The 24,097-nt window shown below is 51.5% G+C and carries 21 protein-coding genes and 2 pseudogenes; 16 read left to right on the top strand and 7 right to left on the bottom strand.

The window, feature by feature from the left end:
- Window positions 1–61 precede the first annotated feature (61 nt).
- The 4 genes from ACYVUV_RS08480 (at window position 62) to ACYVUV_RS08465 (ending at window position 3,258) form a co-directional block, all read left to right on the top strand.
- A complete protein-coding gene (locus ACYVUV_RS08480) occupies window positions 62–1,987 on the top strand; it encodes a heavy metal translocating P-type ATPase (protein WP_484499258.1) in 1,926 nt (641 codons plus the stop codon).
- Window positions 1,988–2,007: 20 nt separating this feature from the next.
- Window positions 2,008–2,235 (top strand): heavy-metal-associated domain-containing protein, encoded by a 228-nt coding sequence (locus ACYVUV_RS08475; RefSeq protein ID WP_439775715.1) that lies wholly within the window; start codon window positions 2,008–2,010, stop codon window positions 2,233–2,235.
- 66 nt (window positions 2,236–2,301) lie between these two features.
- A complete protein-coding gene (locus tag ACYVUV_RS08470) occupies window positions 2,302–2,583 on the top strand; it encodes an iron-sulfur cluster repair di-iron protein, ric (protein ID WP_439775714.1) in 282 nt (93 codons plus the stop codon).
- 24 nt (window positions 2,584–2,607) lie between these two features.
- Window positions 2,608–3,258 (top strand): Crp/Fnr family transcriptional regulator, encoded by a 651-nt coding sequence (locus ACYVUV_RS08465; protein ID WP_439775713.1) that lies wholly within the window; start codon window positions 2,608–2,610, stop codon window positions 3,256–3,258.
- A 104-nt stretch (window positions 3,259–3,362) separates the two neighbouring features.
- On the opposite strand, the gene ACYVUV_RS08460 is transcribed toward ACYVUV_RS08465, so the two are convergent.
- The 5 genes from ACYVUV_RS08460 to ACYVUV_RS08440 are packed head-to-tail and all read right to left on the bottom strand — an operon-like array spanning window position 3,363 to window position 9,399.
- Window positions 3,363–3,623 (bottom strand): SemiSWEET family transporter, encoded by a 261-nt coding sequence (locus tag ACYVUV_RS08460; protein ID WP_439775712.1) that lies wholly within the window; start codon window positions 3,621–3,623, stop codon window positions 3,363–3,365.
- Window positions 3,613–4,536, bottom strand: coding sequence for an ROK family protein (locus ACYVUV_RS08455; RefSeq protein ID WP_439775711.1), 924 nt, complete (start codon window positions 4,534–4,536; stop codon window positions 3,613–3,615). The genes ACYVUV_RS08460 and ACYVUV_RS08455 overlap by 11 nt, the downstream gene beginning before the upstream one ends.
- A gap of 9 nt (window positions 4,537–4,545) precedes the next feature.
- Window positions 4,546–5,421 carry an alpha/beta hydrolase gene (locus tag ACYVUV_RS08450; RefSeq protein ID WP_439775710.1) on the bottom strand — a complete coding sequence of 292 codons (876 nt, stop codon included), beginning with the start codon at window positions 5,419–5,421 and terminating at the stop codon, window positions 4,546–4,548.
- Window positions 5,414–6,640 (bottom strand): MFS transporter, encoded by a 1,227-nt coding sequence (locus ACYVUV_RS08445; protein WP_439775709.1) that lies wholly within the window; start codon window positions 6,638–6,640, stop codon window positions 5,414–5,416. Before ACYVUV_RS08445 ends, ACYVUV_RS08450 begins: the two co-directional genes overlap by 8 nt.
- Entirely contained in the window at window positions 6,637–9,399 is a 2,763-nt protein-coding gene (locus ACYVUV_RS08440) for a family 78 glycoside hydrolase catalytic domain (protein ID WP_439775708.1), read from the bottom strand. The genes ACYVUV_RS08445 and ACYVUV_RS08440 overlap by 4 nt, the downstream gene beginning before the upstream one ends.
- A 143-nt stretch (window positions 9,400–9,542) precedes the next feature.
- Between ACYVUV_RS08440 and ACYVUV_RS08435 the strand changes: the two genes are divergently transcribed.
- The gene (locus tag ACYVUV_RS08435) at window positions 9,543–10,661 is read left to right on the top strand and encodes a helix-turn-helix transcriptional regulator (RefSeq protein ID WP_439775707.1); all 1,119 of its coding nucleotides are present in this window, start codon (window positions 9,543–9,545) and stop codon (window positions 10,659–10,661) included.
- Window positions 10,662–10,709: 48 nt separating this feature from the next.
- Window positions 10,710–11,267 (top strand): DNA-3-methyladenine glycosylase I, encoded by a 558-nt coding sequence (locus ACYVUV_RS08430; RefSeq protein ID WP_439775706.1) that lies wholly within the window; start codon window positions 10,710–10,712, stop codon window positions 11,265–11,267.
- Window positions 11,268–11,338: 71 nt separating this feature from the next.
- Here ACYVUV_RS08430 and ACYVUV_RS08425 read toward each other — a convergent pair whose 3' ends face one another.
- Window positions 11,339–11,989: a nitroreductase gene (locus ACYVUV_RS08425; RefSeq protein WP_439775705.1), complete on the bottom strand. Its 651-nt coding sequence runs from the start codon at window positions 11,987–11,989 to the stop codon at window positions 11,339–11,341.
- 148 nt (window positions 11,990–12,137) lie between these two features.
- Here ACYVUV_RS08425 and ACYVUV_RS08420 point away from each other — a divergent pair.
- A pseudogene (locus ACYVUV_RS08420) lies at window positions 12,138–12,455 on the top strand (winged helix-turn-helix transcriptional regulator); the annotation flags it as partial.
- A 151-nt stretch (window positions 12,456–12,606) separates the two neighbouring features.
- Complete coding sequence (locus ACYVUV_RS08415) at window positions 12,607–12,933, top strand: putative quinol monooxygenase (RefSeq protein ID WP_439775704.1); 327 nt, start codon at window positions 12,607–12,609, stop codon at window positions 12,931–12,933.
- A gap of 43 nt (window positions 12,934–12,976) precedes the next feature.
- On the opposite strand, the gene brnQ is transcribed toward ACYVUV_RS08415, so the two are convergent.
- Window positions 12,977–14,317, bottom strand: coding sequence for a branched-chain amino acid transport system II carrier protein (gene brnQ, locus ACYVUV_RS08410; RefSeq protein WP_439775703.1), 1,341 nt, complete (start codon window positions 14,315–14,317; stop codon window positions 12,977–12,979).
- Between the two features lie 142 nt (window positions 14,318–14,459).
- Between brnQ and ACYVUV_RS08405 the strand changes: the two are divergent.
- From ACYVUV_RS08405 to ACYVUV_RS08370, 8 genes and pseudogenes are all read left to right on the top strand, one after another.
- Window positions 14,460–15,131: pseudogene (locus ACYVUV_RS08405) on the top strand (DNA alkylation repair protein).
- Between the two features lie 54 nt (window positions 15,132–15,185).
- Window positions 15,186–15,698 carry an NAD(+) diphosphatase gene (locus tag ACYVUV_RS08400; RefSeq protein ID WP_439775702.1) on the top strand — a complete coding sequence of 171 codons (513 nt, stop codon included), beginning with the start codon at window positions 15,186–15,188 and terminating at the stop codon, window positions 15,696–15,698.
- A 284-nt stretch (window positions 15,699–15,982) separates the two neighbouring features.
- The gene (locus ACYVUV_RS08395) at window positions 15,983–18,139 is read left to right on the top strand and encodes a sensor domain-containing diguanylate cyclase (RefSeq protein WP_439775701.1); all 2,157 of its coding nucleotides are present in this window, start codon (window positions 15,983–15,985) and stop codon (window positions 18,137–18,139) included.
- A 91-nt stretch (window positions 18,140–18,230) separates the two neighbouring features.
- Window positions 18,231–18,797, top strand: coding sequence for a DapH/DapD/GlmU-related protein (locus ACYVUV_RS08390; RefSeq protein ID WP_439775700.1), 567 nt, complete (start codon window positions 18,231–18,233; stop codon window positions 18,795–18,797).
- Window positions 18,798–18,886: 89 nt separating this feature from the next.
- Window positions 18,887–19,243, top strand: a complete 357-nt coding sequence (locus ACYVUV_RS08385; protein WP_439775699.1) for a DUF1304 domain-containing protein — start codon at window positions 18,887–18,889, stop codon at window positions 19,241–19,243.
- A 126-nt stretch (window positions 19,244–19,369) separates the two neighbouring features.
- Entirely contained in the window at window positions 19,370–19,855 is a 486-nt protein-coding gene (locus ACYVUV_RS08380) for an Lrp/AsnC family transcriptional regulator (RefSeq protein ID WP_439775698.1), read from the top strand.
- 209 nt (window positions 19,856–20,064) lie between these two features.
- Window positions 20,065–21,876 (top strand): glutamine--fructose-6-phosphate transaminase (isomerizing), encoded by a 1,812-nt coding sequence (glmS, locus tag ACYVUV_RS08375; RefSeq protein WP_439775697.1) that lies wholly within the window; start codon window positions 20,065–20,067, stop codon window positions 21,874–21,876.
- A 148-nt stretch (window positions 21,877–22,024) separates the two neighbouring features.
- On the top strand, window positions 22,025–24,091 hold the full coding sequence (locus ACYVUV_RS08370; protein WP_484499257.1) for a BglG family transcription antiterminator: 2,067 nt from the start codon (window positions 22,025–22,027) through the stop codon (window positions 24,089–24,091).
- Window positions 24,092–24,097: the final 6 nt, after the last annotated feature.

Below are 24,097 nucleotides of genomic sequence, written 5' to 3'. Positions count from 1 at the left end.
ATTGGGGAATTCTGCTTTCCCAGTATATTAAAAGCAGCAAATCAAGGAGGTCGAAAGATCAATGCAAAAATGGTTAATGAAAAATCGCAACCGGCTGACGGCAATCACAGGCATCTTAATCGTCCTGGCCTTTGCCGCTAAATGGCTGTTTAAAAGCGAAGCAGCAGCCAGTCTGCTCTTGGCCGCCTCTCTTATCGGCGGTTTTCCCATCGCCTTAGAGGCTTGGCAGGCCCTAAAAGTCAAAGTCATCAGCATCGACTTATTGGTGACCCTGGCCATCTTAGGCGCCTTCGTCATCCAGGAATTTGAGGAATCGGCCATCGTGGCCTTTCTCTTCTTGTTTGGGGCATACCTAGAGCAAAAGACCCTGGCCAAGACCCGGTCAGCAGTTAAAGAATTGGTGGAGATGGTGCCAGAAACAGCCCTTAGGCAGACTGAATCAGGCGAATTTGAAGAAGTTGACTTAGGCGAATTGGACGAAGGGGACATCCTCTTGGTCAAGACCGGGGGCAAGATTCCGGTCGACGGGGAAGTCGTCTTCGGCTCCGGAACGGTCAACGAGTCCAGCATCACTGGTGAGTCCATGCCTTTAGGCAAAAAGCCTGGTGACTTGGTCTACGCCGGCACTATTTTAGAAAATGGGACTATCCGGATCAAGGCCGAAAAAGTCGGGGATGAAACGACTTTTGGCAAGATCATCGAACTGGTCGAAGAAGCCCAGGACTCCAAGTCCCAGGCTGAGCGCTTGATTGACCGCTTCTCCAAGTACTACACTCCAGTGGTCCTGCTTTTGGCCATTATTGTTGGCCTGGTTACTCAAAAGCTGGAACTGGCCGTGACCATCCTGGTTCTCGGCTGCCCAGGCGCTTTGGTTATTGGAGTGCCGGTCTCAAACGTGGCTGGAATCGGCAACGGGGCCAAGCAAGGGATCCTTTTTAAGGGCAGTGAGGTCATCACCAAGTTCAGCAAGGTCGATACGGTCATGTTTGACAAGACCGGGACCCTGACTTACGGCGACCCCCGGGTCAGCCAGGTGAAAAAATATGGCCAAGGCAAGGAGGCTGAAGAGCTTTTGGTCAGCGTGGAAAAAGAATCCTCCCATCCCCTGGCCAAGGCGATTACGAGCTACTACGTGGACCTGGAAGCAAAAGAAGTTGAAGCTTCCCAGACTCTCCAAGGCGGCGGGATCGTTGCTCAAGCAGCTGGCCAGCAGGTCCTGGTCGGCAACCGCTACCTGCTTGACCAGTACCATGTTCCAGTCACGGAAGAAATGGAAAAGGACTTAAAAGAGCTGGCAGCAGCTGGCAATTCCCTGGTTCTGGTCGCCGTCAATGGCCAATTAGAGCTTGCCTTAGGCTTAAAGGATGAGATCCGGGCCGGGGTCAAAGAAGACCTGTCCGCTTTAAAAAAGCTGGGCGTGAAGAACCTGCTCCTTTTGTCCGGTGACAACCAGCAGACGGTTGACCTGGTGGCTGAAGAATTGGGCCTCACTGAGGCATATGGCCAGCTTTTGCCAGAAGACAAGGCAGACTTTGTCCAAAAGCGGCAGGAAGCCGGCGAGATCGTGGCCTTTGTCGGCGACGGGATCAACGACAGCCCGTCCTTGGCCCGGGCCGATATCGGGATTGCCATGGGCAGCGGAACCGACGTGGCGATTGAAACTTCAAACGTGGTCCTCATGAACGGCAGCTTTGACCGGATTCCGCGGGCTCTGGCCCTGGCTAAGGCTACCCGGCGGAACATGATCGAAAACATTACCATCGCCCTGGCTGTCGTAGCGGTCTTATTGGTCAGCCTTTTGGCCAGTTCCTGGATGAACATGGCCATCGGGATGTTTGTCCACGAAGGCAGCATCCTGGTCGTGATCCTGAACGCCATGCGGCTGCTAGCCTACCGGTCAAAATTGCAAAAAGCGCAAAAGTTGATAGAAAACAATTTTTCTCAAGCAGAAGGCCCGTATACTAAGGGCATTGAGAGCATCCAATAAAAAAGAAAGGACGAAAAATCATGCAAAAAGCAATTTTACAACTCGAAACGTTAGCCTGCCCGACCTGCATGCAGAAGATCGCAGGGGCGATTGCCAGCGTTGACGGGGTTGAAAAGACCAGCGTCAAGGTCCTCTTCAACGCCAGCAAGGCCAAGGCCAGCTTTGACCCGGCCAAAACCAGCCTGGAGACGATCAGCCAGACCGTGAAAAACATCGGCTATGACGTTTTAAAGGCCAGTGCTAAATAAAAGAAAAACAAGAAAAGCAAAAGAAAAAAAGAAACAATAAAACGACTGATTGAAAAAAGGAGAAAAATGATGATCAAGGAATTTTTCGCAAAGAACGATGAAATGTTAGACTTATATACGCAGGCAATTACCAAGGCCCACGGTGCCCACCACCCGGAAGTCTTTGAGGTCCGCAAGCTTTACGAAAATATTCAAAAAGAGGTCAAGAGTGGCCAGGAAGACTTGACGGCCGACTTTGCCAAGCTGCGGGAATTGACCGCCGGCTACGCCATCCCAGCTGATGCTTGCGGGGCGATGACCATGACCTACCAGATCCTGGAAGAATTCGACCACTTGGTCCAGGGCTAATTTTTACCAGCAGAGGAGAGGAAAATGCAGCATATATGTGTCAGCCTGGTCCCGCTGTTCGCGGACCTGCCAGAAAAAGACCAGCTTAAGATCAATTCCCTGGCCAGCCGCCGGCGCTATCAAAAAGGTGAGACGATTTTCCAGCCAGGGGATGAAAAGCTGCAGATCGTGGCCCGGGGGAACATGAAGGTTTATCAGTTGTCCGCCAGCGGACGCGAGCAGCTGCTCCGGGTTGTAGAGCCGGGCGGCTATGAAGGGGAAAAGCAGCTTTTTGGCCTGGAAAATGACAGCTTCTTCGGCCAGGCCATGGAGAACACGGAGATCTGCAGCTTGAGCAAGACAGACTTCAACCGGGTTCTCCTGGAAAATCCCCAGCTCTCCCTCAAATTGCTGGAACTCAGTGCCCAGAAGCTGCTGGAAACAGAAAGACAGACCCAGTTTTTGGCTATGGAAAGAGTCGAAGAAAGACTGGCCAGCTACCTTTTGGACTTGGCTAAGGTGGCTGGAAGCGACCAGGTCCAGCTGTCCATGAAGATGAAAGATATTGCATTATACCTCGGAACTACTCCCGAAACTCTCTCTCGCAAATTCAAACTCCTCGAAAAAATGACTTTGGTTAAAAGGAATGGCAAGCAGGTGCAAATTCTTGATGAAGACGGCCTGCTGGACTTATAATAGAGAACAAAACTCCCTCTGGCATTACTGATTTGCCAGAGGGAGTTTTTTACCGAATTTTTAAAAAGCTAAATATATAAGATAGAAGATGGAAAATATCAGAATCAGTGCAGGGCCGTTAGGAAAGTGATTAGGCCAAAAATAATGCCTGGAACATTGGCAATAAAGACCGGCCAGTCCTTGTACTTTTGCAATAGGGCGTAGCTGCACCAAAAAGTGCTGTTGATGCAGGCCACAAGCGGCTGAACGGGGTTGCCGTATTGACCGTGCAGGTTGTTCATGATCTGCGGAAAATAGGAAACGTACATCAGAATTGACATGATGCTGGCAATCCGGCCGACGAGCATGGCTTTTTTAGAATTCATCGGCTGCCTCCTTTAAGTCAAAATTGGTATTTTGCAAAAGACCGTATAAGGCCCCCAGCAAGTTGGCATCATTGCGGAATTTGGCGGCCACGATCTCCGGTTTGGTCAAAGTTTCGCCGATGATGGCCGGACTTTTGGTCAGCCGCTCATAAGCTGCCTTGATCCGGTCAAGCAGGAGGGGCTGGGCGGAAACACCGCCGCCGATGGCTACCCGGTCGCCGTCAATGATGGTCTGGATGTTCAAGATCAGCTGGGCAAGGTTGAGGCTACACTGGTCCAACACCGCCAGAGCCGCCTGGTTGCCGCTGGCCGCGCTGGCAAAAGCTGCCTGTCCGTCTAAGAGGTCGACGTTCCCAGCTGCTTGGTTCATAGCTTGGACCATTTCTACAGCTGAGCTGTTGTGGGCCACCATTTTTTCATCGCCGCCAGCTGGATCCCGGGTCATCATGAAGCTGAATTCCCCGGCTTGAGCATGCAGGCCATAGTGGAGGCGATGGTTGATGATAATCCCGCCGCCAACCGCCGTCCCTAAGACGATAACGGCGCCAGTATCGGTGCCTTTTAAGCTGCCCTGCCAGACTTCAGCTAAAGCCGCGGCCTTGCCGTCATTTTCGACATGAATTGGCAGGTCAAAATCGCAGAGCAAGTTACTAAAACTGATTCCGTCCAGAAAAGGCAGCATCCCTCCAAAGCGCAGGCGCTGGGTCACAGGATCAACCGTACCAGGCGTACTAATGGCGATCCCGCTGATCTGCTCTTTATATTGGCCGACCAAAGACTGGATCTTGCCGGTAAAGGCTTCAGCTACCGCCGGGGTGGGGCTGGTCTGCTTGTCAGTCAAGTTGCCCTCTTCGTCGGCCAGGGCGCTTTTTAACTTGGTGCCTCCGATGTCTAAGCAAAGAAATGTTGTCATGCTGAAGCGTTAGTCCTTTCTCAAAAAAGCCGAGATCTCCTTTAAAGCCTGGTCGCTTTCCGGCATGTCAAAAAGGACAAAGACGTGGAAAAGTCCTGGCCAGACCTTCAAGGTCGTGTCAACGCCGGCCTTAGTGGCGAGGTAGTTCAAAATCAAGGAGTGGTCCAGCTTGACCTCTTCGCTGCCGCAATTGATCATCATTGGCGGAAAGCCCTGGTAGTCGCCGTAAATCGGTGAAATCAAGGGATCCTTCTTGGCCGGCTCGGTGAAATACGGAACGGGGTCGCCGGCCCCAACCAGCATCGGGTCCCGGTCATCGTTCAAGTATTCTGAAGTCAGAATACTGAGCTGGGAAATAACCGGGGAAAAGAGGGCCAGGCGGTCTGGCAATTTTTCACCTTTTGCCTTTAAGGACAAGGTCAAGGTCAAGGCCAGGCTGGCCCCGGCGGATTCGCCGAAGACCAGGATGTGGCTAAAGCGTCCTCTCAAGTAAGCGTAGGCGGCTTCAACATCGTTTTGGGCCGCGGGATGCCGGCCTTCCGGGTATTGGGCGTAGTCAGCCGCAAAGACGTCGCAGGAGACTAATTGGCCCAAAGTTACCGCCAGCCGGCGGCGGGACTTGACCGTCCCGGTAGCGTAGGCACCCCCATGCAAAAAAAGGAGGACCGTGTCAGGCGAAGTTTTTTCTTCCAGCCGGTAAAATTCGCCTTTAACCGGACTGGTTACTTCTTCTAAAGTTACCCCAGCCGGGAAGCTGAAGGGGTTGCCGTCATCAGCTGACTTGCGGGCCCCTTGGACTACGTCTGGCGTAAGCGGCTCTCTTTGGGCCGGCTTGATGTATTTTCTTGAAAATTCGATTGCTTTTTCAGCTGCTTGACTAAGCATTTTGTCCCTCCAAATTGTTAGTGTTGTCTACTTTCTTTGCTTTTGAACCTTGGGCCAGCTTATTGTAGTTGACTCCGATCAAGATGGCTACGACCAAGAGGATGGCGAAGACGAAGGCCCCAAAGACGAAGGTGGTTGCTGGAGAATTGCTGCCAAAAATCTTGCTTACTGCCTGGGCAATGTATGGTGAAACCAAGGTCCCGATGTTGGCGGCTGACATGGCCACGGAAGTTGAGAATGGCACCCGGGAAGGGCTGGTGAAGTCACCCACGTAGGAACCCATGGAAACCATGGACATGGAAACGGCGATGCCGACCAAAACGACAGCCAGGCCGCTGAGGACTAAGGAGTTTGACAAAGGCAGGATGACAAAGGCTAAGGTCCCGCAAGCCAGGGCAATCGCCATGGAGAAGTGCTTGATGCCCCCCTTCAAGGCCATGAAGATGAAGCCGCCAGCGGCCATAGCAAAAGACATTACCCCCAGCAAGGTGCTGGCGTCTTGGACAGTGCCGTAGCCCTTAGCAACAACCAGGCTGGCAAAGCGGATGGTGATGAAGGCGAAAGTCGCGTTGAAGCAGAACATGAAGATGGCCAAGAGCCAGACAGGACCGTCAACGTGCTTGTCAGTCTTGACTTGCTTTTGCGGGTTTTGGCTGGCCGCGAACTTTTGGTCAATGCTGCTTGGAATAAAGAAGAGGACGAGCAAGAAGACCAGGAGGGCAAAAGCGTTAACCCAGTAGGAAGCCTGCCAGCCGTAGCGCATCAAAGAGCCGGCAAAGTAGGTCATGAGGAACATCCCCAGCCCTTGAACGACGCTGGAAAGACCCATCATTTGTCCTTGTTCCTGGCCCTGGTAAAGGGCGATGATCAAGGCTAAAGCGTAGGAAGCCAGCATCCCGGTCCCGACCCCGATCCCGATTCTGGAGATGAAGATCAAGGCAAAGTTGGTGGTCAAAGCTGGCGTAACCCCGGAGATCAAGATGATCAAAAGACCAAGCATGATGTCTTTCTTGACCCCGATCCGGTCAACGATGAAGTTGCTCAATGGCGTAAAAAAGATGATCCCCAAGGCCGGCACCGTCATCAAGAGCTCGATCATGGTTGGGCTGACATTGCTGAAGGACTTGGTCATCAAAGGAACAGTGGCGGCCGTGGCGCCAGAAGCGACCACGAAGACATTCAATAGAAGAATGGCCAATTTTGAGAAAAAGCGTTTCATTTTGCTACCTCGCTTGCTTTTTGCAAAGAATAATTTTGGAATAATTGGTTGATTTGCTTGATTTCGTTTTTATCTAATGGCTTGAAGCCGATGCCCCGCATCTCCTGGCTGAGCTGGTATAAGGAGAAGTCCTGAAAGTGGTCCAGGTTGCCCGGCGCGGTCAAAAAACCCCAGAAAGGCACCAGGTCCTGCAGCTGGTCGGCCAAGCTTTCGATTTGGCAGTAGTCCTTCAGCGGCGTGTGCACGTCAAAGGAGGTAAGCAGGGGCTGGTCGGGGATGATGGTAAATTCGTAAGTGCCCGGCCCCAGCATTTTTTGCATTTCTGCTAGGTCCAGGTTGACCTGGCCGCCAAAAGGCACGGTTAAGTGCAGCTTGACTTCGTTTGGACTGATGATTTCCCAGCCCGCTTGCAAGCTGCCGGCCGGCAGGGAAATCTGCCCAGCAAATTCCGGAAATTCCGGACTGATCCGCGGCTGCCAGCTGACCAGATTGCCATCTTGCTTTAAGCCCAGCAGGTCTTCATAAGCCCACTGCATGACAGCGCCGCTTGAGTAGTGGTTGAGGGAGTTCATCCCATTTTGGGCGATCTTGCCGGAGGAATCAACGGAATCCCATCTTTCCCAGATGGTCGTGGCTCCGTGCTCAACTTCGTAGAGCCAACTAGGGAAATCGTTGTTCAAAAAGAGGCGGACGGCCAGCTTGTGCTCCCCGTTTCTGGACAGGGCCGGCAATAAAAGGGGCGTGCCCACAAAGCCGGTGCTTAAGTGCTTATGGTTCTTTTCGATAATGTCAACCAAGCGGCGGACTAAGCGGTCTTTTTCCTGATCCGGGTAAAGGCCGAAGCTGAGGCAGATGGCTAAGCCGGTTTGCGTGTCGGCTAAAGGCCGGCCGGACTTGGTGAAGAATTCTTCCAAGAAGGCCTGCTTGATCAATTTGGCCAGCTGCCGGTAGTACTGCTGTTCATGCTTCATTTTCAGCACTTGGGCGCTTTGGGCCAGCAGACTGGCTGAGTGGTAGTAAAAGGCGCTGGCGATCAGGTCGTCGTCGGTCTTGCCCTTTAAGTGCATGATGTCTTCGGTGTCCAGGGCAAGCCAGTCGCCCAGCTGGTCGTCGCCCAGCCAGAGGTATTCGTTGCCGGCGGCTTGCGCCCGGTCATGGACCCAGTCGACCCAGGACATCATGGCTCCGATGTTTTGCTTCAAAATGGCCGGGTCCTGGCTGCGGGAGTAGGCCTGCCAAGGAATGATGACGCTGGCGTCGCTCCAGACGGCCTTGCCCCCGTCTTTTTCACCGACGCTCGGCACGTAGAGGGGAAGCTTGCCTTCATATTGGCTTTGTTCGACGGCCATGTCATAGCTGAATTTTTTGAAAAATTCGTATGTGTCCATGTTGTAGGAAGCCGTCTTGGCAAAAACTGCCGCGTCCCCGGTCCAGCCCAGGCGCTCATCGCGCTGCGGGCAGTCGGTTGGAACATCGATGAAGTTGGACTTCTGCCCCCATTTTACGTTCTCAAAGAGGCGGTTGACTTCTTTCCGGCTGCTCTTCAGCCAGCCAGTTTCTTGCATGTCGGAGTACAGGGCCACAGCCTTAAAGTCAGCTGGGTCGATTTGGCCAAAGCCGGTCAACTTGGCATAGCGGAAGCCGAAGTAGCTGAAGTGGGGGCGGACCCAAGCGGCCTCTCCGTCACTGACATAAGTGAAGCTGGCCCGGGCTGAGCGGAGGTTGTTCCGGTAGAATTCTCCATTTTGCAGGATTTCGCCAAACTGCAGGTCGACTTTCTCGCCTCTTGGCAGGCGGTTGTAGAATTCAACCCAGCCGGCCAGGTTTTGGCCAAAGTCCAGGACGCAGTCCCCGCTTGGCGTGTTAAGCAATTTGGCTGAAAAAACTTCATGCCCGGTAATTGGCAGGCTGAGCCGGTCGATGATGTAGCGGCTGACTGGCTTAACCAGAACTGCTTGACCTAACTTTCGTTTAGGTAGGGTCGGGTCAAAGTCTTCCCCGTAGTAGATGCCGGAGTGCGGCACCGGGGACTGGACCAGGTCCCAGTTTTCATCGGTCGTGATGATTTCTTCTTGGCCATCCTCGTCCAGCATCCGCAAGTCGCAGACAGCCATCAATTGGTCGCCATAGTTGTTGGCGATCCCGCCGTGTTCTTTAAGTCCCAATTTGCCCCGGTACCAGCCGTCAGCCACCATGATTTCCAGCTCGTGGCTGCCATTTTTGGCTAAAAGGGGGCTGGCATCGTAGACGGCTCTTTGCAAATAGTAGTTGTAGTCGGTAAAGCCGGGAGCCAGGTATTCGTCGCCTAATTTTTGCCCGTCCAGCCAGACCTCGTAAAGACCAAGGGCGGTTACGTAGAGGCGGGCTTGTTGGACATTGCGGCTGGTGAAGCGGCGGCGGAAGATCACCCCGTGACGGTCTTTTTGCGGGTCGCCGATCCACTTGCCCAGCAGGTTTTCTTTCATGTAGCCAGTTTCAAAGAAGCTGGAGGCAGAAATTTTTTCTTCGCCGCTAGCGGCAAAAATTTCGACTTCGTAGCGGCTGCGGGGCTGTAAGTCGATGTCAGTCTGGAAAATAAGGCTGCTGCCTTCTGCAAGGCCCGTGTCGTAGACGGTTTCGCCGGCGGTCTTGATAACCAGGCGGCAGCTGACGGTCTTGACGGCTGCCCCGGTCAGCTCGGCAGAGATCCAGAGGGGGCTGGCCAGCTGAAAGCCAACCGGCTCAGTCATGTGGTTGATTTGAATATTGCTTATCTTCACTTGTTGTCACCTCAGACATGGTATCGCGGACATTTGTAACCGCTTCATCTCTTAACGGTTACTATTATGCGGGATTTCCAGAACGCTTTTTTATAATTCGTGCTATAATTTTAGATAAAGCGTTAAAAAGAGAGCGATTACAAATGCTAGAGACGACAAAACTGTTAAGCGAATTTCAGCAGGCCACGGATTTGGACCTGTGCCTGTATTCGGTTAAAGAAGAAAAAATCATTGAGAGCTATACCCGGCCCTTGGCGGTTTTGCCCAAAAAGCAGCTTTTGCGGAATTTGGCCAAGGAGCAGGGCAAAGAGGTCCAGCTGAAGCAGGAAAAGTATCTCAGCCTGCTGGCCGCTTTTCCTTATGAGCAGGAGCTCATCGTGGCCTGGAGCACCAGTTATTCTTTGAAGGGGAAGGGAAACTATGATCGGCAGGTTCCCCTTTTGAGCGTGGAGCGTTTCCGCCACTTGGTCTTTTGCCTGTACTGGATGCTTTATCAAAGAGAGCCGGTTTTTAATGAAAATATCGGGCAGATTGCGACCGGGGACAATTTGGGAATGAATTTGCAAGATAACCAGCCGACATTGGAAGGGCGCCTGGCTGAAGAGAAAATCATGACTGATGTCCGCCGCGGCGACCTTGACCGCTACAATCATGATTTCCGCCACTTCGTCCAAGTCGGGAATTTTGGCCGCTTCAATCCTTCCTCGCTTAGAAGCAAGAAGGATCTGGCGATTTCGGCCACGACCCTTTATACCCGGGCGGCGATCGAAGGTGGTTTGAGCATTCAAGAAGCCTACCAGCTCAGCGATGAGATCATCAAGGGAATCGAGAGCGACGTGCAGATTTCCAACCTGTACGAATACACCCGGGCGATCGGGGAGATTTTTATCAACCGTTTGTGCCAGCAAAAGCGGCAGGCAGTCAGTCCCTTGGTCTATCGGGCCCAGCAGTATATAAGTGAGAACTTGAATCCGCCCCCGGATTTGGCGGAAATTGCCGGCCAGCTGCACGTCAGCCAGTCTTATCTGCAGCATGTGTTTAAGGAAGAGACTGGCCAAGGGATCAAAAATTACATCGACCAGCAGCGGCTCTTGAAGGCTAAGCAGTTGCTTCGCTTCAGCGATGAGTCGGTGACCGCTTTAGCCCAGCAGCTGGGCTACTCTAGTCCCAGCCAGTTTTCCCAGTTTTTCAAGCGGCTGACGGGCAAGTCGCCCCAGCAGTTCCGCAAGCAGGTGTATGAGAAAGAAACTGCCGATTGGTAGGAAAGATACTTCAATAGTAAGCAAAAGATTTTTGTCAAGGAGGACCAAATGAGCGAAAACATTTGCCGCCGGTGGGCGGAAGGCGACAAGCTGCTGGAAGAATACCATGACTATGAGTGGTGCAAGATCAAGCGCAGCGACCGCTTCGAGTTTGAATTGCTCTGCTTGGAAGGCGCCAGCGTGGGCTTGTCTTGGCGGACGATTATGCACAAGCGGGATTCCTACAAGGCCGCCTTTCATGACTTTGAAATCGCGGCCTGTGCGGCGATGACTGACGAAGAGTTGGAAGCTCTTTTGAAAAATCAAAAGCTGATCCGCAACCGGAGCAAGATTTTCAGCGTCAGAAGCAATGCCCAGGCGGCTTTGAAAGTGCAGGAAGAATACGGCAGCTTTGATGCCTATCTCTGGCATTTTACGGCGGGCCAGCAGGTCGACCGGCATTATGAAAAGCTTGAAGAAGTCCCGGCCCAAAGCGACTTGTCAAAAGAGGTCAGTAAGGACCTCAAGAAGCGCGGCTTCAAGTTCGTTGGCCCGGTGATCACCCACTCATTTTTGCAAAGCATCGGCATCGTCAACGACCATTTGGCGGACTGTGAATACCGGTAGTTTTTAGAAAACTCTGAATACTGAAAACGCAAAAGATCCGCTCCCAAAACTTTTGGAGTGGATCTTTATTTTTAGTCTTTAAATGTCAAGAATTCGTCATTGTCCATTCTGCTTGCCCGGAAATGGTTGATCAAGGAGTCGTCTTTTTCGTAGCCAAGGCCGATGCCCAAGGCAAAAACGTAATCATCGCCCACATCCAGTGCTTCGTGCAGGAACTTAGGGTAGAGAACGTATTCCATGGCCGGGATTGAGTCGATCCCCCGGTCAGCGGCGGCCAGCATCAAGGTCTGACCAAAGGCACCCAGGTCGTACGCTGAATACGGGGCAGTAGCGCGCGGCATCAGCAGATAAGCAACGGCCGGGGCATTGTACAGGCTGGCCGCGTCTTTAGCCATGGCCTGCGGGTCCTTGCTCATGAAATTGTTGATGCCGCTCATCCAGCCGCTCACGTTCTTCATCCCTGCCGGGCCCATGGTATCCCGGTGCAGCGGCGGCACTTCCGGGCTGTCCTGGTTTTCCTGGCCGACGGCAGACTCGTGGTGGCGACGGATCTTTTCCAGGGTCTCACCGCTGGCAATCACCAGCTTCCAAGTTTGGCTGTTGGCCCAAGAGGGGGTCAGCTTGGCTGCGTTAACAATGGCCAGCAAGTCTTCGCGGCTGACCTCCCGCTTGCTGAAGTCTCTGACTGAGTGACGGCTTTTAACCGCGTCTAAAAATTCCATAAATCTCAAACCTCTCATTCTTTAAACAACAGTTTTTTCTCTCTACGGTTCTCAGCTTACTACCGTAACTAACTTTTGGTAAGTAGCCACTTTTTTGTAAGGTTGGTTACTAAAAGTTAGTATTGTGCTATCATGGGCATTAGAGGTGATGATTATGGCTGAAGATATCAGCAGATTTGACATTTGTCCCTGCGCGGTGACCATTTCCCTGCTGGACAGCAAGTGGAAGATTCTGATTTTGCGGGAGCTGCTGCAGGGGCCCAAGCGCTATGGCGAATTGAAAAAGGGGGTCGTCGGCGTCAGTCAGAAGATGCTGACACAGAGCTTGAAAGAGATGCAGGCAGACCAGCTGGTCGACCGGAAGGTCTATCCTGAAGTGCCGCCACATGTGGAATACAGCTTAAGCCAGCTGGGGCAGAGCCTGTATCCAGTGGCTGAAGCCTTGGAGAACTGGGGCATTGCTTTTATCAAAAGCAGTGACCCGGACTACCTGGCCAAACGCTTCAACATTCATGAGCCGGGCAAGCACTGGCTGAGAATTCCAGACCGGTCAGAAGAGGAAAAATCTGGTAAGCTAGATATGTAAGCGGATACTTAAGCAGAAAGCAGGAGAAAAAATGAGTTTAACAGTCAACCTTTACTATCGCGGCCAAAACGGCAGTGCCCGCAAGTTCGCGGCGGAAATGGAAGCAAGCGGGGTGGCCAAGGCCATCCGGGAAGAAGCTGGCAACCTCCGCTATGAATACTTCCAGCCCCTGGATGACCCGGAAACCATCCTTTTGATCGACAGCTGGGAAAACCAGGCGGCACTGGATGCCCACCACGCTTCACCGATGATGGGCCAATTGGCCCAGCTGCGCGAGAAGTATGACCTGCACATGAGCGTTGAACGCTACGTCTCAGCTGAAGAAGCAGCTGGCGATGAGCAATTCATCAGAAAATAGAAAAAACAGAGTTTCCTTCTTAATTGGAAACTCTGTTTTTGCGTTAGGCGCGTTTTTTGCTGATTGAGGCCTTAATGGCCAAAATGACAAAGGTAACAGCGACAGGAACCAGCCAACCCAGGCCATCTTGGTAAAGAGGCAGAAAGCGGCCGTAAAGGCCGGTAATCGCCTTGACCTGCATCCCTGCCGGCAAAGCCTTGAAGAAGTCGCCCAGGGCGCAGAGGAAGGTAACAGCCGTCATGATCTGGTAGTCGACCTGCTTAAAGTCAAAGAGCTTGCTGGTCAGTGCCAGCAGGATCAAGGAAATCGCTAGCGGATAGAGCAGCATCAAGACTGGCAGGGAGAAGGAAATGATGGTGGTCAGACCCACGTTGGCAATCCCAAAGGCCAGGAGGCTGAAGATGATGGCCCACTTGTTGTAAGACAGGGTCTTGGGGAACATTTCCACAAAAGTCTCGCTGCAGGCCGTGATGAGGCCGATCGCCGTCTTAAGGCAGGCCACGAAGATCATCAAGGCAAAAATTACCGCCCCCAGACCTGGGAAGTAGTGGCGGGCAATCTGGGACAGGGCTTCCCCGCCGTTAGCGGCCAGACCCAGGCTGCTCCGGCTCTGGGCTCCGACCAGGGCGGTAATGGCATAGATCACCGCCATCAAAAGGCAGGTGAGGACCCCGGTCTTCAAAGTCGCGGAAGCAACTTTTTCCGGCTTGGTGATCCCGAAGGTCCGGATGCTGGAGATGACGATGATGCCAAAGGCCAGGCCCGCTAAAGCATCCATGGTGTTGTAGCCGGCCAAGACCCCGCTGATTAACGGGGCGCTGGCGTATTCGCCAACTGGCTTGACTGCCTGGTAGTTGCCCAAGGGATGAAGAAGCGCCGTGATCATGATAAAGAAGAAAAAGAGCAAGAAGGCCGGAGTCAGAAACTTGCCGATCCAGTCCATGATCCGGCCCGGTCTCAAAGAGAAGAAAAGCATGATCGAAAAGAAGATCAGTGAGAAAATAAAGAGGCCGGTGCTTTTGCTCATCCCGCTTGGCAATAGAGCTGAAATCCCGGTTTCAAAAGGAACCGTGAAGCAGCGGGGAATGGCGAAGAAGGGCCCGATGGTCAAGTACAGAAGGCAGGTAAAGAAGTAGCTGTACTTGTGGCTGACCCGGCTTGAGAGATCTAAAAGCCCTTCTGACCTGGTCATCCCCAAAGAGGCGATGGCCAAAAGGGGCAGGCCCACCCCGGTGATCAAGAAGCCCAAGAGGGAGATCCAGAGATTGGCCCCGCTGGCTTCCCCCAGGTAGGCAGGAAAAATCAGATTCCCGGCCCCGAAGAAGAGGCCAAAGAGCATGCTGGAAATCGTCAGCGACTCAGCATGCGTCAACTTTTCTTTCATGTTGATCCTCCATAAATCAAGTTAAAATAACAAATAGAAAGTAAAAACTAGAAAATATAAATTAGAAACTATTGTGCTAGAGCACACAATAGCTTATATTTTACCATACAGACTGACATAAAGATGAAAGCTCGGTGAAAAAATGACTTCTTTTTCAAAGTACCAGGCAGTTAAAAAGGCTTATGCAGCTGCTGCCAATGAAGAAAACGCCCAGGCCATGAGCAAGTACATGCGGAATCTTTTTCCTTTCTACGGGATCAAGAGTCCCTTGCGCCGGGACCTATCCAGACCTTTTTTAAAGGGTGTGACTAAAGAAGAAATAGATTGGGACCTGGTTGACCTCTGCTTTAAGGACGACTACCGGGAAATACAGTACTTTGCCTTGGACTACTTGAAAAGAGTAGAAAGGCAGCTGACTTTTAAGGATTTAGGAAAAATCAAGTAGCTGGCTGAGACCAAGTCCTGGTGGGACAGCGTCGATGGCCTGGTCAAACTGGTGGGGCAGGTTTTTGTCAGAGATGAGGAAAACAGGGAAAAGACGGCCGCTCTCATGCTGGCCTGGGCACAAGATCCCGACTTTTGGGTCCGGCGGACGGCAATAGAATTCCAGCTAGGCTTAAAAGAGGCAACGGACCCAGACCTTTTGGGCAAGATCCTTGACCTCAACCTGGGCAGCCAGGAATTTTTTATCAACAAGGCTATCGGCTGGGCGCTGCGGGACTACTCGAAGACCAACCCGGCCTGGGTCAGAAGCTATATCGCTTCCCGCCAACTTAGTCCTTTGAGCCGGCGGGAAGGCAGCAAGTATATCTAAATGTTAACTACTGAAGCAGATAACAGATTGAGTAGATAAGCGAGTGACTAAAAAATGTTTGAACTGAACTACTGCCCCCAATGCGGGCAAAAATTGACTAAAAAGGAGTTGCCTCTGGATGGCTTGATCCCATATTGCGAACAATGCGGGGACTTCCGCTTTCCGGTATTTTCTGTTGCCGTCAGCATGATCGTAATGAATGAAGCAGGCGACCAGGTCCTCTTAATCAAGCAGTATGGTAAGGACTCCTATATCCTGGTGGCTGGCTACGTTAATAAAGGGGAAAACGCTGAAGACACTTGCCAAAGAGAATTAATGGAGGAGCTTCACCTTACGGCCAAAAGCCTCCACTTCAACCGCAGTCAGTATTTTGCCCCCTCAAACACCTTAATGCTCAACTATACGGTGACCGTTGACCAGAAGGAAAGGGTTATCCCCAACGAAGAAATCGACGCCTGGAACTGGCTGAGCATAGAAGAAGCCCGCCGGCAGATCCGGCCGAACTCTTTAGCCCAGGCTTTTTTGCTGGAATACCTGGAGAAAAAAGACAAATTCGATAATAAATAATTTATGAAATATCATATAAAAACAATGAAGAACAGTGTTTCTCAGCTTAGTTAATAAGTATTTTATTATCCTGCGCTAATAACTTGATTTTACTAATCGAATGCTTTATAGTATTTTTTGCTTTAAAAGGTAGACACTCCGGCCAAGCCGCGAGTGCCTTCTTCAGTTAACGGTGTTTTGACTAGGAAATTCGTGTTTTGCTTGTGAGGTAAAGCTTGGAAAAATTTGGTGCTTTTAAGAGGAATTTTGATTTCAGCAGTCTTTCTCCCGCGGAAGCAAATAAAATGATGGGCTATGTAGGAATGATGAACCACTGTATGGACCGGGCCATGCAGGATGGGGATCCTAGCGACGCGATCATGATCTTCCTCGGTGAAATCGGGGAAAAGCTGGGGGCTGCCCGAACCTATATCTTCCAGCTGAATGACAAGCAGCTCTATGACAACACCTATGAATGGTGCGCGCCGGGAGTTGTTTCCGAGCGGGCGACCCTGCAGGACATGCCGCGGGCTGATCTTGGCTCGCCTTTTGCCCAGGCCTTTAGGGAAAATTCTGGTTACTATATCAGCGACATGGCGGCTTTCAAGGAGGCTGATCCCGTGTTATATGGGATATTTTCCCGCCAGGAGATCAGCAGTCTGGTCTTGTGCCCATTTTACTTTGAAAATGACCTGGTCGGCTTTGTCGGGGTGGACCAACCTAAAGACATGGATCTGGCCCTTCCGGTCATGCAGATTGTTTCCAGCCACATGTCAGGGCTTTTGCAAAAGTCCTTTTACGTGGAAAAAGGCTCTTCAGCTGACAGCGTGACTGGCCTGTGCAGCGTGACGGCCTTCCGCCACCATGTTGCCTATGAATTAGCCGAAATCAAGGCTGATCCTGGTATGAAACTGGACCTGGTCCACTTTGACATCAGCAATTTCAAGTTTTTTAACAAGGAGCATGGGCTAAAAGCTGGCGATGAGCTTTTAAAGCGCCTGGCTCAAGTGATTGGCCAAGAAGTGGGCAGCCCCTGGCTGGTCAGGCCGGTTGCTGACCACTTTTACGCTTTGGTTCCCGATAACAAAGTAGATCAAGCCATTAGGAATATTCATGACGCCATTATCGGGGATGAAGCCTTCGGGGCTTCGATCAGGGCCGGGATCTACCCGCTGTCGGCCAATGACCAGCAGGTTTCTTTTGTCATGGACCGGGCCAGAATCGCGGCCAACAATGCCGTCGGCAACTACCGGAACTACTATTGCCGTTATGATCCGAAAATGGAAGCTGATCTGACTTTGGCAAACTACCTCCTCAGTCACATTGATGAAGCTGTGGCCAAGGGCTGGATCAAGGTCTACTACCAGCCAATCGTGGACACCTTCAGCTCCAAGATCAGTACTTATGAGGCGTTGGCCCGCTGGGTTGACCCTAATTACGGCTTTTTGAACCCGGGTGAATTCATTGAAGTCCTGGAGCGGGGGCACCTTATCCACAAGCTGGACCTGCATATTTTGGACCTGGTCTGCCAGGACTTGGCAGATGCCATGCAAAAAGACGAAAACTACCCAATGGTTTCAGTCAACCTGTCCCGTTATGACCTGGAGCTGCCCGACCTGCATGAAAAAATCAACGCCATTTTGAACCAGCATGGAGTAAAGAGCAATCAGATCAGAATTGAAATTACCGAGTCAGCCTTGCTCAGCAATACTGAGGCCGTCATCCGGGAACACATCAGCCGCTTCCACGAAGACGGCTACCAGGTCTGGCTGGACGACTTCGGCAGCGGCTTCTCATCTTTAAACAGTCTGCAGAACTTTGACTTTGACCTGCTCAAGATCGACATGGCCTTTCTTCGTCACGCCAATGAAAAAACGCCAACTATCTTGATGGACGTGATCGACATGGCCAAGCGGCTGGGCATTGAGACTCTGTCAGAAGGGGTGGAGACCAAGGACGAATACGACTTCCTCCATTCTATCGGTTGCGTTTTGGCCCAGGGCTTCTACTTCTCCCAGCCCCTGCCAAAAGACAAGATTGCGGCCAAAAGGAAGGAGCGGGGCCTGGAATTTGAAAGCCAGGCTGAGCACGACTTTTACCAAAAGATCGGCCAGGTCAATGTTTTGAATGCCTTGTATCCTTTCAGCGGGAGAAATAACCAAGAGCTGGTGGAAACCGTTCCGGTCATGGTTGTCCTGGATCGGAAAGGAAAACTTGAGCTCATTTATGCCAACAAGGCCTCCCAGAATTTGATCAAGTCTTTGCGCTTGGAGGGCGAAATTTTTGAGACCATCTATAAGAAGGAATTTTATGCCCTCTTGAGGCGTCTGGGCAGCCAAGCTGATGGCGAAATCGTTGAAGAGAATTTCCGGATTAAGAATTATTCTGGTCGCCTCCGCCTGCAGCTGGTAGCAGAGATGCCAGGCCAGCGGGCCTATGTGACCAGCACGAATATGGTTTGATTTTTCAGAGCATTTTTTCTGTTGAAAGCTTTTTTAATAAACGTTTTCGCTTATAATTAACTGTTGAGAAAAAGCTTAAAGGAAAAAGACCATGAATGAATTAGAAAAAATGCGCGCTGGCGGCTTCTACCAGTTGACCGCCCCGGAAGTTGAGTATTATCAAGAAGCCGGGATCATCTGGAACGATGAACTGAGGCAGGGAAACAACCTGGACCGGCCGGCCCAGCTCTTGCGCTTAAAGATGCACCTGGGAGCTTTGGGGGACCAGGCCGTCTTTGGAACCAGCTTCAGCTGCCTGAATGGGCCCAACATCTATATCGGCCACCACTTTTTTGCGGCCAGCGGTTTAACCATCGAAGATGCCGGCGAGGTCCACATTGGCGACTACGTGACTTTTGGCCCCAACTGCCTGTTAACGACAATTGCCCATCCCCGGTCAACCCACCAGCGCCGCCAGCGCCTGGCCCAGGCCAAGGGGGTTGAAATTGGCAATGACGTCTGCCTTGGAGCAAGGGTCACGGTTTTAGCCGGGGTCAAAATCGGCGACAACGTGATTGTGGAAGCCGGAGCCGTAGTGGCCCAGGATCTGCCAGCCAATGGGGTATTTGCCGGCATACCGGCCAGGAAAATCGCAGATTTGAGCAACGACTGTGAATAATAGTCAACATATGGTTTGACTTTATCATCCTGTTTTAAGTAAAATATCACTATCAGCTTATGTTGATTTGACAAAGTGAGGAGTTAACAATGAAAATAGCTTTGCAAATTTTAGCCTGCCTGGTGGCGGCAGAGTTCTTCTACATCATGTATTTGGAAACTTTTGCAACGACTTCCAAGAAAACCGCGGAAGTCTTTCAGATCAGCCAAGAGGAACTGCGCCGTCCGGCTTTGAACGTCCTTTTTAAGAACCAGGGGATTTACAACGGCTTGTTGGCAGTCTTGACCTTGATTGCTGCCTTTGCCTTGAGCAAGCTTGTCCTGCAGCTGCTCTTGGCTTACATGATCCTGGTAGCGGCCTACGGGGCCGTGACCAGTCAGCCGAAGATCCTTTTGATGCAAGGGGGACTGCCGATCTTCACCTTGATTGTCAGCTTCTTTGCTTAAGGGCGGGATGCAAGCTATAAGTCTTTTTTCAGAAAAAGCCTTGCGCTGAGTTCTTGTAGGAATATAATATTTTTAATAAAACGATTAAAATAACCAGTGCAGCTGTTGAATAGGTGGGAGAACGAAATGGTTGAATACAAAATCGATAAAACCGACCGACGCATTTTACAAATGTTGGAAAAGAACGCCCGCATTTCCGTCAAGGATATCGCGGAAGCCAATTTCATGTCTTCTCCGGCCGTAGCCAACCGCATCAGACGGATGGAAGCCAACGACCTTATCAAGCACTACTACGCTGACATCGACTACTCGTCCATGGGTTACGTGGTCAAGGCCTTCATCAATCTGGAAGTCAAGCCGGAAGACAAGAGCGAGTTCTATCCCTTCATCGAGAAGATCCCAAACGTCATCCAGTGCGACTGCGTGACGGGGGACTACTCCATGCTGATCCAGGCGGCCTACCGGCGGCCAGAAGAACTGGACCACTTAGTCAACGAGCTGCAGAAATTCGGCCGCACCAAGACCGAAATCGCCTTCTCAACTCCGATTGAGCACCGGCCAATCCCGGTCAGCGCGGAGAGCAACGAGGAAGAAGACAAGAAAGAAGATTGATTTTAAGCCTCCATCTGGCAAGATGGGGGCTTTTTTTAGACCTTTTTGCAAAGAAAAAGTTAAGCTGGCCAATTTACCGCTTACAATTATACCAATTTGAGAGTAAAGACTTGACCCGGGCCAAAAAAACAGCTATGATTCCTATTGCAAGCGCAAAAATACAAATTAGTCCAATCACTTAAATTGAACTAGACCAAAGGAGAAGACATATGTGCGGAATTGTCGGTGTAGTTGGCAAGCCAGCTAGAGAAGTTGTTTTGAACGGTTTGAAGAACTTGGAATACCGCGGCTACGACTCAGCCGGTATCTACCTCAATGATTTACAAGGGCATGAATACTTGACCAAGGCAGTCGGCCGGATCGCCAATCTGGAAGAGAAGCTGACGCCAGAAGAAGAAGGGACGACCGGGATCGGCCACACCCGCTGGGCAACCCACGGCCATCCGACAGTAGAAAACGCCCACCCGCATTACTCAGAAGACGGCCGCTTCTACCTGGTCCACAACGGCGTTATTGAAAACTACCTGGAACTGAAGGAAAAGTACCTGGAAGGCGTTCACTTCAAGTCTGAAACCGACACTGAAGTTATCGTGCAATTGGTAGCTAAGTTTGCCAAGGAAGACAATCTGGATGCTTTTACCGCCTTCAAGAAGGCTTTGAAGCTGGTCAAGGGTTCATACGCCTTCTTGCTGGTAGACAACACCAAGCCAGACCACATTTACATTGCTAAGAACAAGAGCCCGATGATGCTGGGCCTGGGCGATGGCTTCAACATTATCGCGTCAGACGCGATTTCCGTTCTGGACCAAACCAAGACCTTTATCGCCTTGAACGACGGCGACTGTGCTGACGTAACCAAGGACTCAATCGAAATCCAAGACTACGACGGCAACAAGGTTGAAAGAGAAGCCCACGTTTTGGACATCGACCCGAATGCCGCTTCTAAGGGCACTTACGAATTCTACATGCTCAAGGAAATTGATGAACAGCCAGCTGTAATGCGCCGTTTGTCAACTGACTACCTGGATGAAGCAGGCAAGCCAGTTGTTGACGAAAAGATCGTCGACGCTGTCAGCCAAGCTGACCGGATCTACATCTTCGCGGCTGGTACTTCCTACCATGCAGGTCTGGTTGGCCAGCAGATCTTTGAGAAGTTTACGGGCATCCCAACTGAAGTTGGCTATGCTTCAGAAGCTGGCTACCACTTCCCAATGATGTCCAAGCACCCATTCTTCATCTTCCTGACCCAATCTGGTGAAACTGCAGACTCCCGCGTGGTCTTGACTGAAGCCAACAAGCGGGGGATTCCAAGCTTGACCATGACCAACGTTGAAGGGTCAACCTTGTCAAGAGAAGCAACTTACACCATGCTTTTGAATGCTGGTCCGGAAATTGCCGTTGCTTCAACCAAGGCTTACACTGCCCAAGTTGCCCTGCAGGCAATTTTGGCCAAGGCTGTTGGTGAAAAGCTGGGCGACCAGGATGCCAAGGACTGGAACTTGAAGCAAGGCTTGAGCCTGGCTGCTGAAGGCATCCAGGAAATCGTTGACGGCAAGGAAAAGATCGAAGAACTGGCCAAGAAGTACCTGGTACCATCAAGAAACGCCTTCTACATCGGCCGGGGGATTGACCACGCCGTTGCCTTGGAAGGGGCCTTGAAGCTGAAGGAAGTTTCCTACATTCAAACTGAAGGCTTCGCCGCTGCTGAACTGAAGCACGGGACGATTTCCTTGATCGAAGACGGCACGCCAGTTATTGCCTTGATCAACGACCCGGTAACGGCTGACCTCACCCGGGGCAACATTCAGGAAGTAGCTTCCCGCGGGGCCAACGTGATCACTATTGTTGGCAAGCAATTTGCCAAGGAAGGCGACAACATCGTTTTGCCGGAAATCGACTACTACCTGTCAGCTTTGCTGTCAGTAGTGCCGACTCAGCTTTTGGCTTACTACGCTTCCAAGAACAAGGGCCTGGACGTTGACAAGCCACGTAACCTGGCTAAGAGCGTCACGGTTGAATAATTTTTAGTAACAGGCAAATAAGCAAAACAGACAGGCGCCCAGGCGTCTGTCTATTTTTATTGAAAAAAGCAAGTAATTATTATTCTTTAGCAAAAGTAATTTACTTTTGCTACAATAGTGGCGTGATTTTGACAGAGGAGGCAGAGCAATGATTGTGACCGACCGGCAGAAAAGGATTTTGCAGATTTTGCTGGAAAACGAAGACGGCATCAGTTTGGCGGAAGTGGAAAAAAGGCTGGCGACCAGCCGGCGGACCCTCTACCGGGAATTTGGCTTGCTGAGGCCGGAACTGGCTAAATCAGACTTGACCTTGACCAACAAGAAGGGCTATCTGCAGCTGACCGGACCGACTGAGGCGATTGCCGACCTGCGCGCTGAAGTGCAAGAAAGCCAGAGTCAAGGAGAGATGAAGGCTGAAGACCGGGGTAATGCTCTGGCCGCCATGCTTTTATTGAAAGACGAACCGGAAAAAATCATTGCCTTGGCTGGTCAATTGGGTGTTAGCGAAGCTACCGTTCAAACCGACTTGGACGCGGTAGATGGGTCCTTGGCCAAGTATCAAGTGCTGCTCAAGCGGACAAAGGGTCTGGGGGTCCAGATCAGCGGCAAGGAAAGCCAGCGGAGGAGAATTCTTAACAGTATTTTGCTCAGTGAAAGCAATGACTATGTCTTTTTTGCCTACCTCAATAAGCCGGGCCAGGAAAAGTCAGGCAATTTTTTCATCGATCTTTTACCCAAAAAGGACTTACAGAAATGTTGGCAGGCTGTCAAAGGTCTGCTGCCGTCTTTCAATTTTGAAACCGACTACCAGTTGATTGAAATGATCCTTCTGTTTACCATCAGCCTGGACCGCCAGCGGCAGGGCAAAAGCGTGGAAAACACGGCGGCTAAGCCAGATTCTTTGAAATACCAAAGCTATGTTTACCAAATTTTCGCCAAGCTGGATGATGAAGAAGTCACATTGACACAAAATGAAGTGGCCTTTTTGGCCAACCAGCTGCAAGCTTATGCTGACCAACGGGTGCCTTTTGCCAATGACGACCAGGAGGTCTTTGTCAATTTGCGGGTTGGCCAATTTATTCAAGATGTTTCTGACCAGGTACATTTTGACTTTAGCAAGAACCCGGCCTTTGCCCGCCGGCTGCAAAAACACATTTCCGGTTTGCTCCAGCATCAGGTCAAGCGGCTGCCTAACGTGCGGATTGAGACCTTAAGCCAGCTGACCATGCACTTTCCAAAGCTCTACGAAGCAATCACAGCTGCTTGGAAGCTGGACTTTTCAGAGGAACTAAATGTCGCGGAGCTGCAGCTGCTGCTTTTGTATTTTGCTAATGAATATGGCAACCGGCAACCACGCCGCAACCTGTCGGCTCTGGTGATTTGTGACAACGGCTTGGGAACGTCAGCCATCCTGGCGACCCGCCTGCAAAAAGAGCTTCCGGAAATCAAGCAGGTCAAGACCGCCCGGGCTTCTGGCCTGGCTCAATTAAAACTGGAAGACTATGACATCATCTTTTCTACTTTAGATTTGCCTGGCTTTCCCCGTGAGTACCACCTGGTCAGTCCCTTGCTTTTAGGCGGGGAACTGGACCGGGTTAAAAGCGAGGTGGCTGCCTACGTAGCCAAATATCCGGAAAAAAACGAAGTCGAACAGCCGCGCCGCTTCAAAAATCCGTCAGCCATGCTGACCAAGCTGGCCCAGGAAAGTTCATTTTGCCAGCAGCTCTTGCGGGAGATGACCTTGCAGCCGCTGGCCAGCCAGGGGATGGATATGGAAGACGTTCTGGCCGCCATTGTCAACGCCGTGCCAAGCGAGTATGTTAAAGACCGGCTGGAAGTTACCCGCCGGCTGAAGTCACGGCTGGACCTGGCCCCTTTGGGCCTGCCCGGCAGTCATCTGGCCCTCTTGCACACAAGGACGCCGGCTGTCAAAAAATGCTTCTTTGCCATTTATGAGCTGGCAGAGCCAATTTCTATGGTGGCGATGGATCAAAGCCAGATCATGGTCAAGCGGCAGCTGCTGCTTTTGGCACCAGAGGATTTGCCAGAAGCCAGCGCCAATATCCTGGGAATGATCAGCAGCTTTTTGGTTATGAGCGATCAGACGCTTCGCTTATTTGAAGAAGGCAACTGCCCGGAAATCGCGGCTGGCATTGCCCAGCAGTATTTGGGGCAAGTGACCCAGCAGTTGAACCAGGCTCGCGGCCAACGATAATGCAAA

Source organism: Lactobacillus sp. WILCCON 0149 (genome assembly GCF_057197965.1).
This window is presented reverse-complemented; position numbering and strand designations above follow the sequence as displayed.

Coding starts and splice junctions, on each gene's coding strand:
- ACYVUV_RS08480 (WP_484499258.1), top strand. CDS start 62: ATGCAAAAATGGTTAATGAAAAATCGCAACCGGCTGACGGCAATCACA.
- ACYVUV_RS08475 (WP_439775715.1), top strand. CDS start 2,008: ATGCAAAAAGCAATTTTACAACTCGAAACGTTAGCCTGCCCGACCTGC.
- ACYVUV_RS08470 (WP_439775714.1), top strand. CDS start 2,302: ATGATGATCAAGGAATTTTTCGCAAAGAACGATGAAATGTTAGACTTA.
- ACYVUV_RS08465 (WP_439775713.1), top strand. CDS start 2,608: ATGCAGCATATATGTGTCAGCCTGGTCCCGCTGTTCGCGGACCTGCCA.
- ACYVUV_RS08460 (WP_439775712.1), bottom strand. CDS start 3,623: ATGAATTCTAAAAAAGCCATGCTCGTCGGCCGGATTGCCAGCATCATG.
- ACYVUV_RS08455 (WP_439775711.1), bottom strand. CDS start 4,536: ATGACAACATTTCTTTGCTTAGACATCGGAGGCACCAAGTTAAAAAGC.
- ACYVUV_RS08450 (WP_439775710.1), bottom strand. CDS start 5,421: ATGCTTAGTCAAGCAGCTGAAAAAGCAATCGAATTTTCAAGAAAATAC.
- ACYVUV_RS08445 (WP_439775709.1), bottom strand. CDS start 6,640: ATGAAACGCTTTTTCTCAAAATTGGCCATTCTTCTATTGAATGTCTTC.
- ACYVUV_RS08435 (WP_439775707.1), top strand. CDS start 9,543: ATGCTAGAGACGACAAAACTGTTAAGCGAATTTCAGCAGGCCACGGAT.
- ACYVUV_RS08430 (WP_439775706.1), top strand. CDS start 10,710: ATGAGCGAAAACATTTGCCGCCGGTGGGCGGAAGGCGACAAGCTGCTG.
- ACYVUV_RS08425 (WP_439775705.1), bottom strand. CDS start 11,989: ATGGAATTTTTAGACGCGGTTAAAAGCCGTCACTCAGTCAGAGACTTC.
- ACYVUV_RS08415 (WP_439775704.1), top strand. CDS start 12,607: ATGAGTTTAACAGTCAACCTTTACTATCGCGGCCAAAACGGCAGTGCC.
- brnQ (WP_439775703.1), bottom strand. CDS start 14,317: ATGAAAGAAAAGTTGACGCATGCTGAGTCGCTGACGATTTCCAGCATG.
- ACYVUV_RS08400 (WP_439775702.1), top strand. CDS start 15,186: ATGTTTGAACTGAACTACTGCCCCCAATGCGGGCAAAAATTGACTAAA.
- ACYVUV_RS08395 (WP_439775701.1), top strand. CDS start 15,983: ATGATGGGCTATGTAGGAATGATGAACCACTGTATGGACCGGGCCATG.
- ACYVUV_RS08390 (WP_439775700.1), top strand. CDS start 18,231: ATGAATGAATTAGAAAAAATGCGCGCTGGCGGCTTCTACCAGTTGACC.
- ACYVUV_RS08385 (WP_439775699.1), top strand. CDS start 18,887: ATGAAAATAGCTTTGCAAATTTTAGCCTGCCTGGTGGCGGCAGAGTTC.
- ACYVUV_RS08380 (WP_439775698.1), top strand. CDS start 19,370: ATGGTTGAATACAAAATCGATAAAACCGACCGACGCATTTTACAAATG.
- glmS (WP_439775697.1), top strand. CDS start 20,065: ATGTGCGGAATTGTCGGTGTAGTTGGCAAGCCAGCTAGAGAAGTTGTT.
- ACYVUV_RS08370 (WP_484499257.1), top strand. CDS start 22,025: ATGATTGTGACCGACCGGCAGAAAAGGATTTTGCAGATTTTGCTGGAA.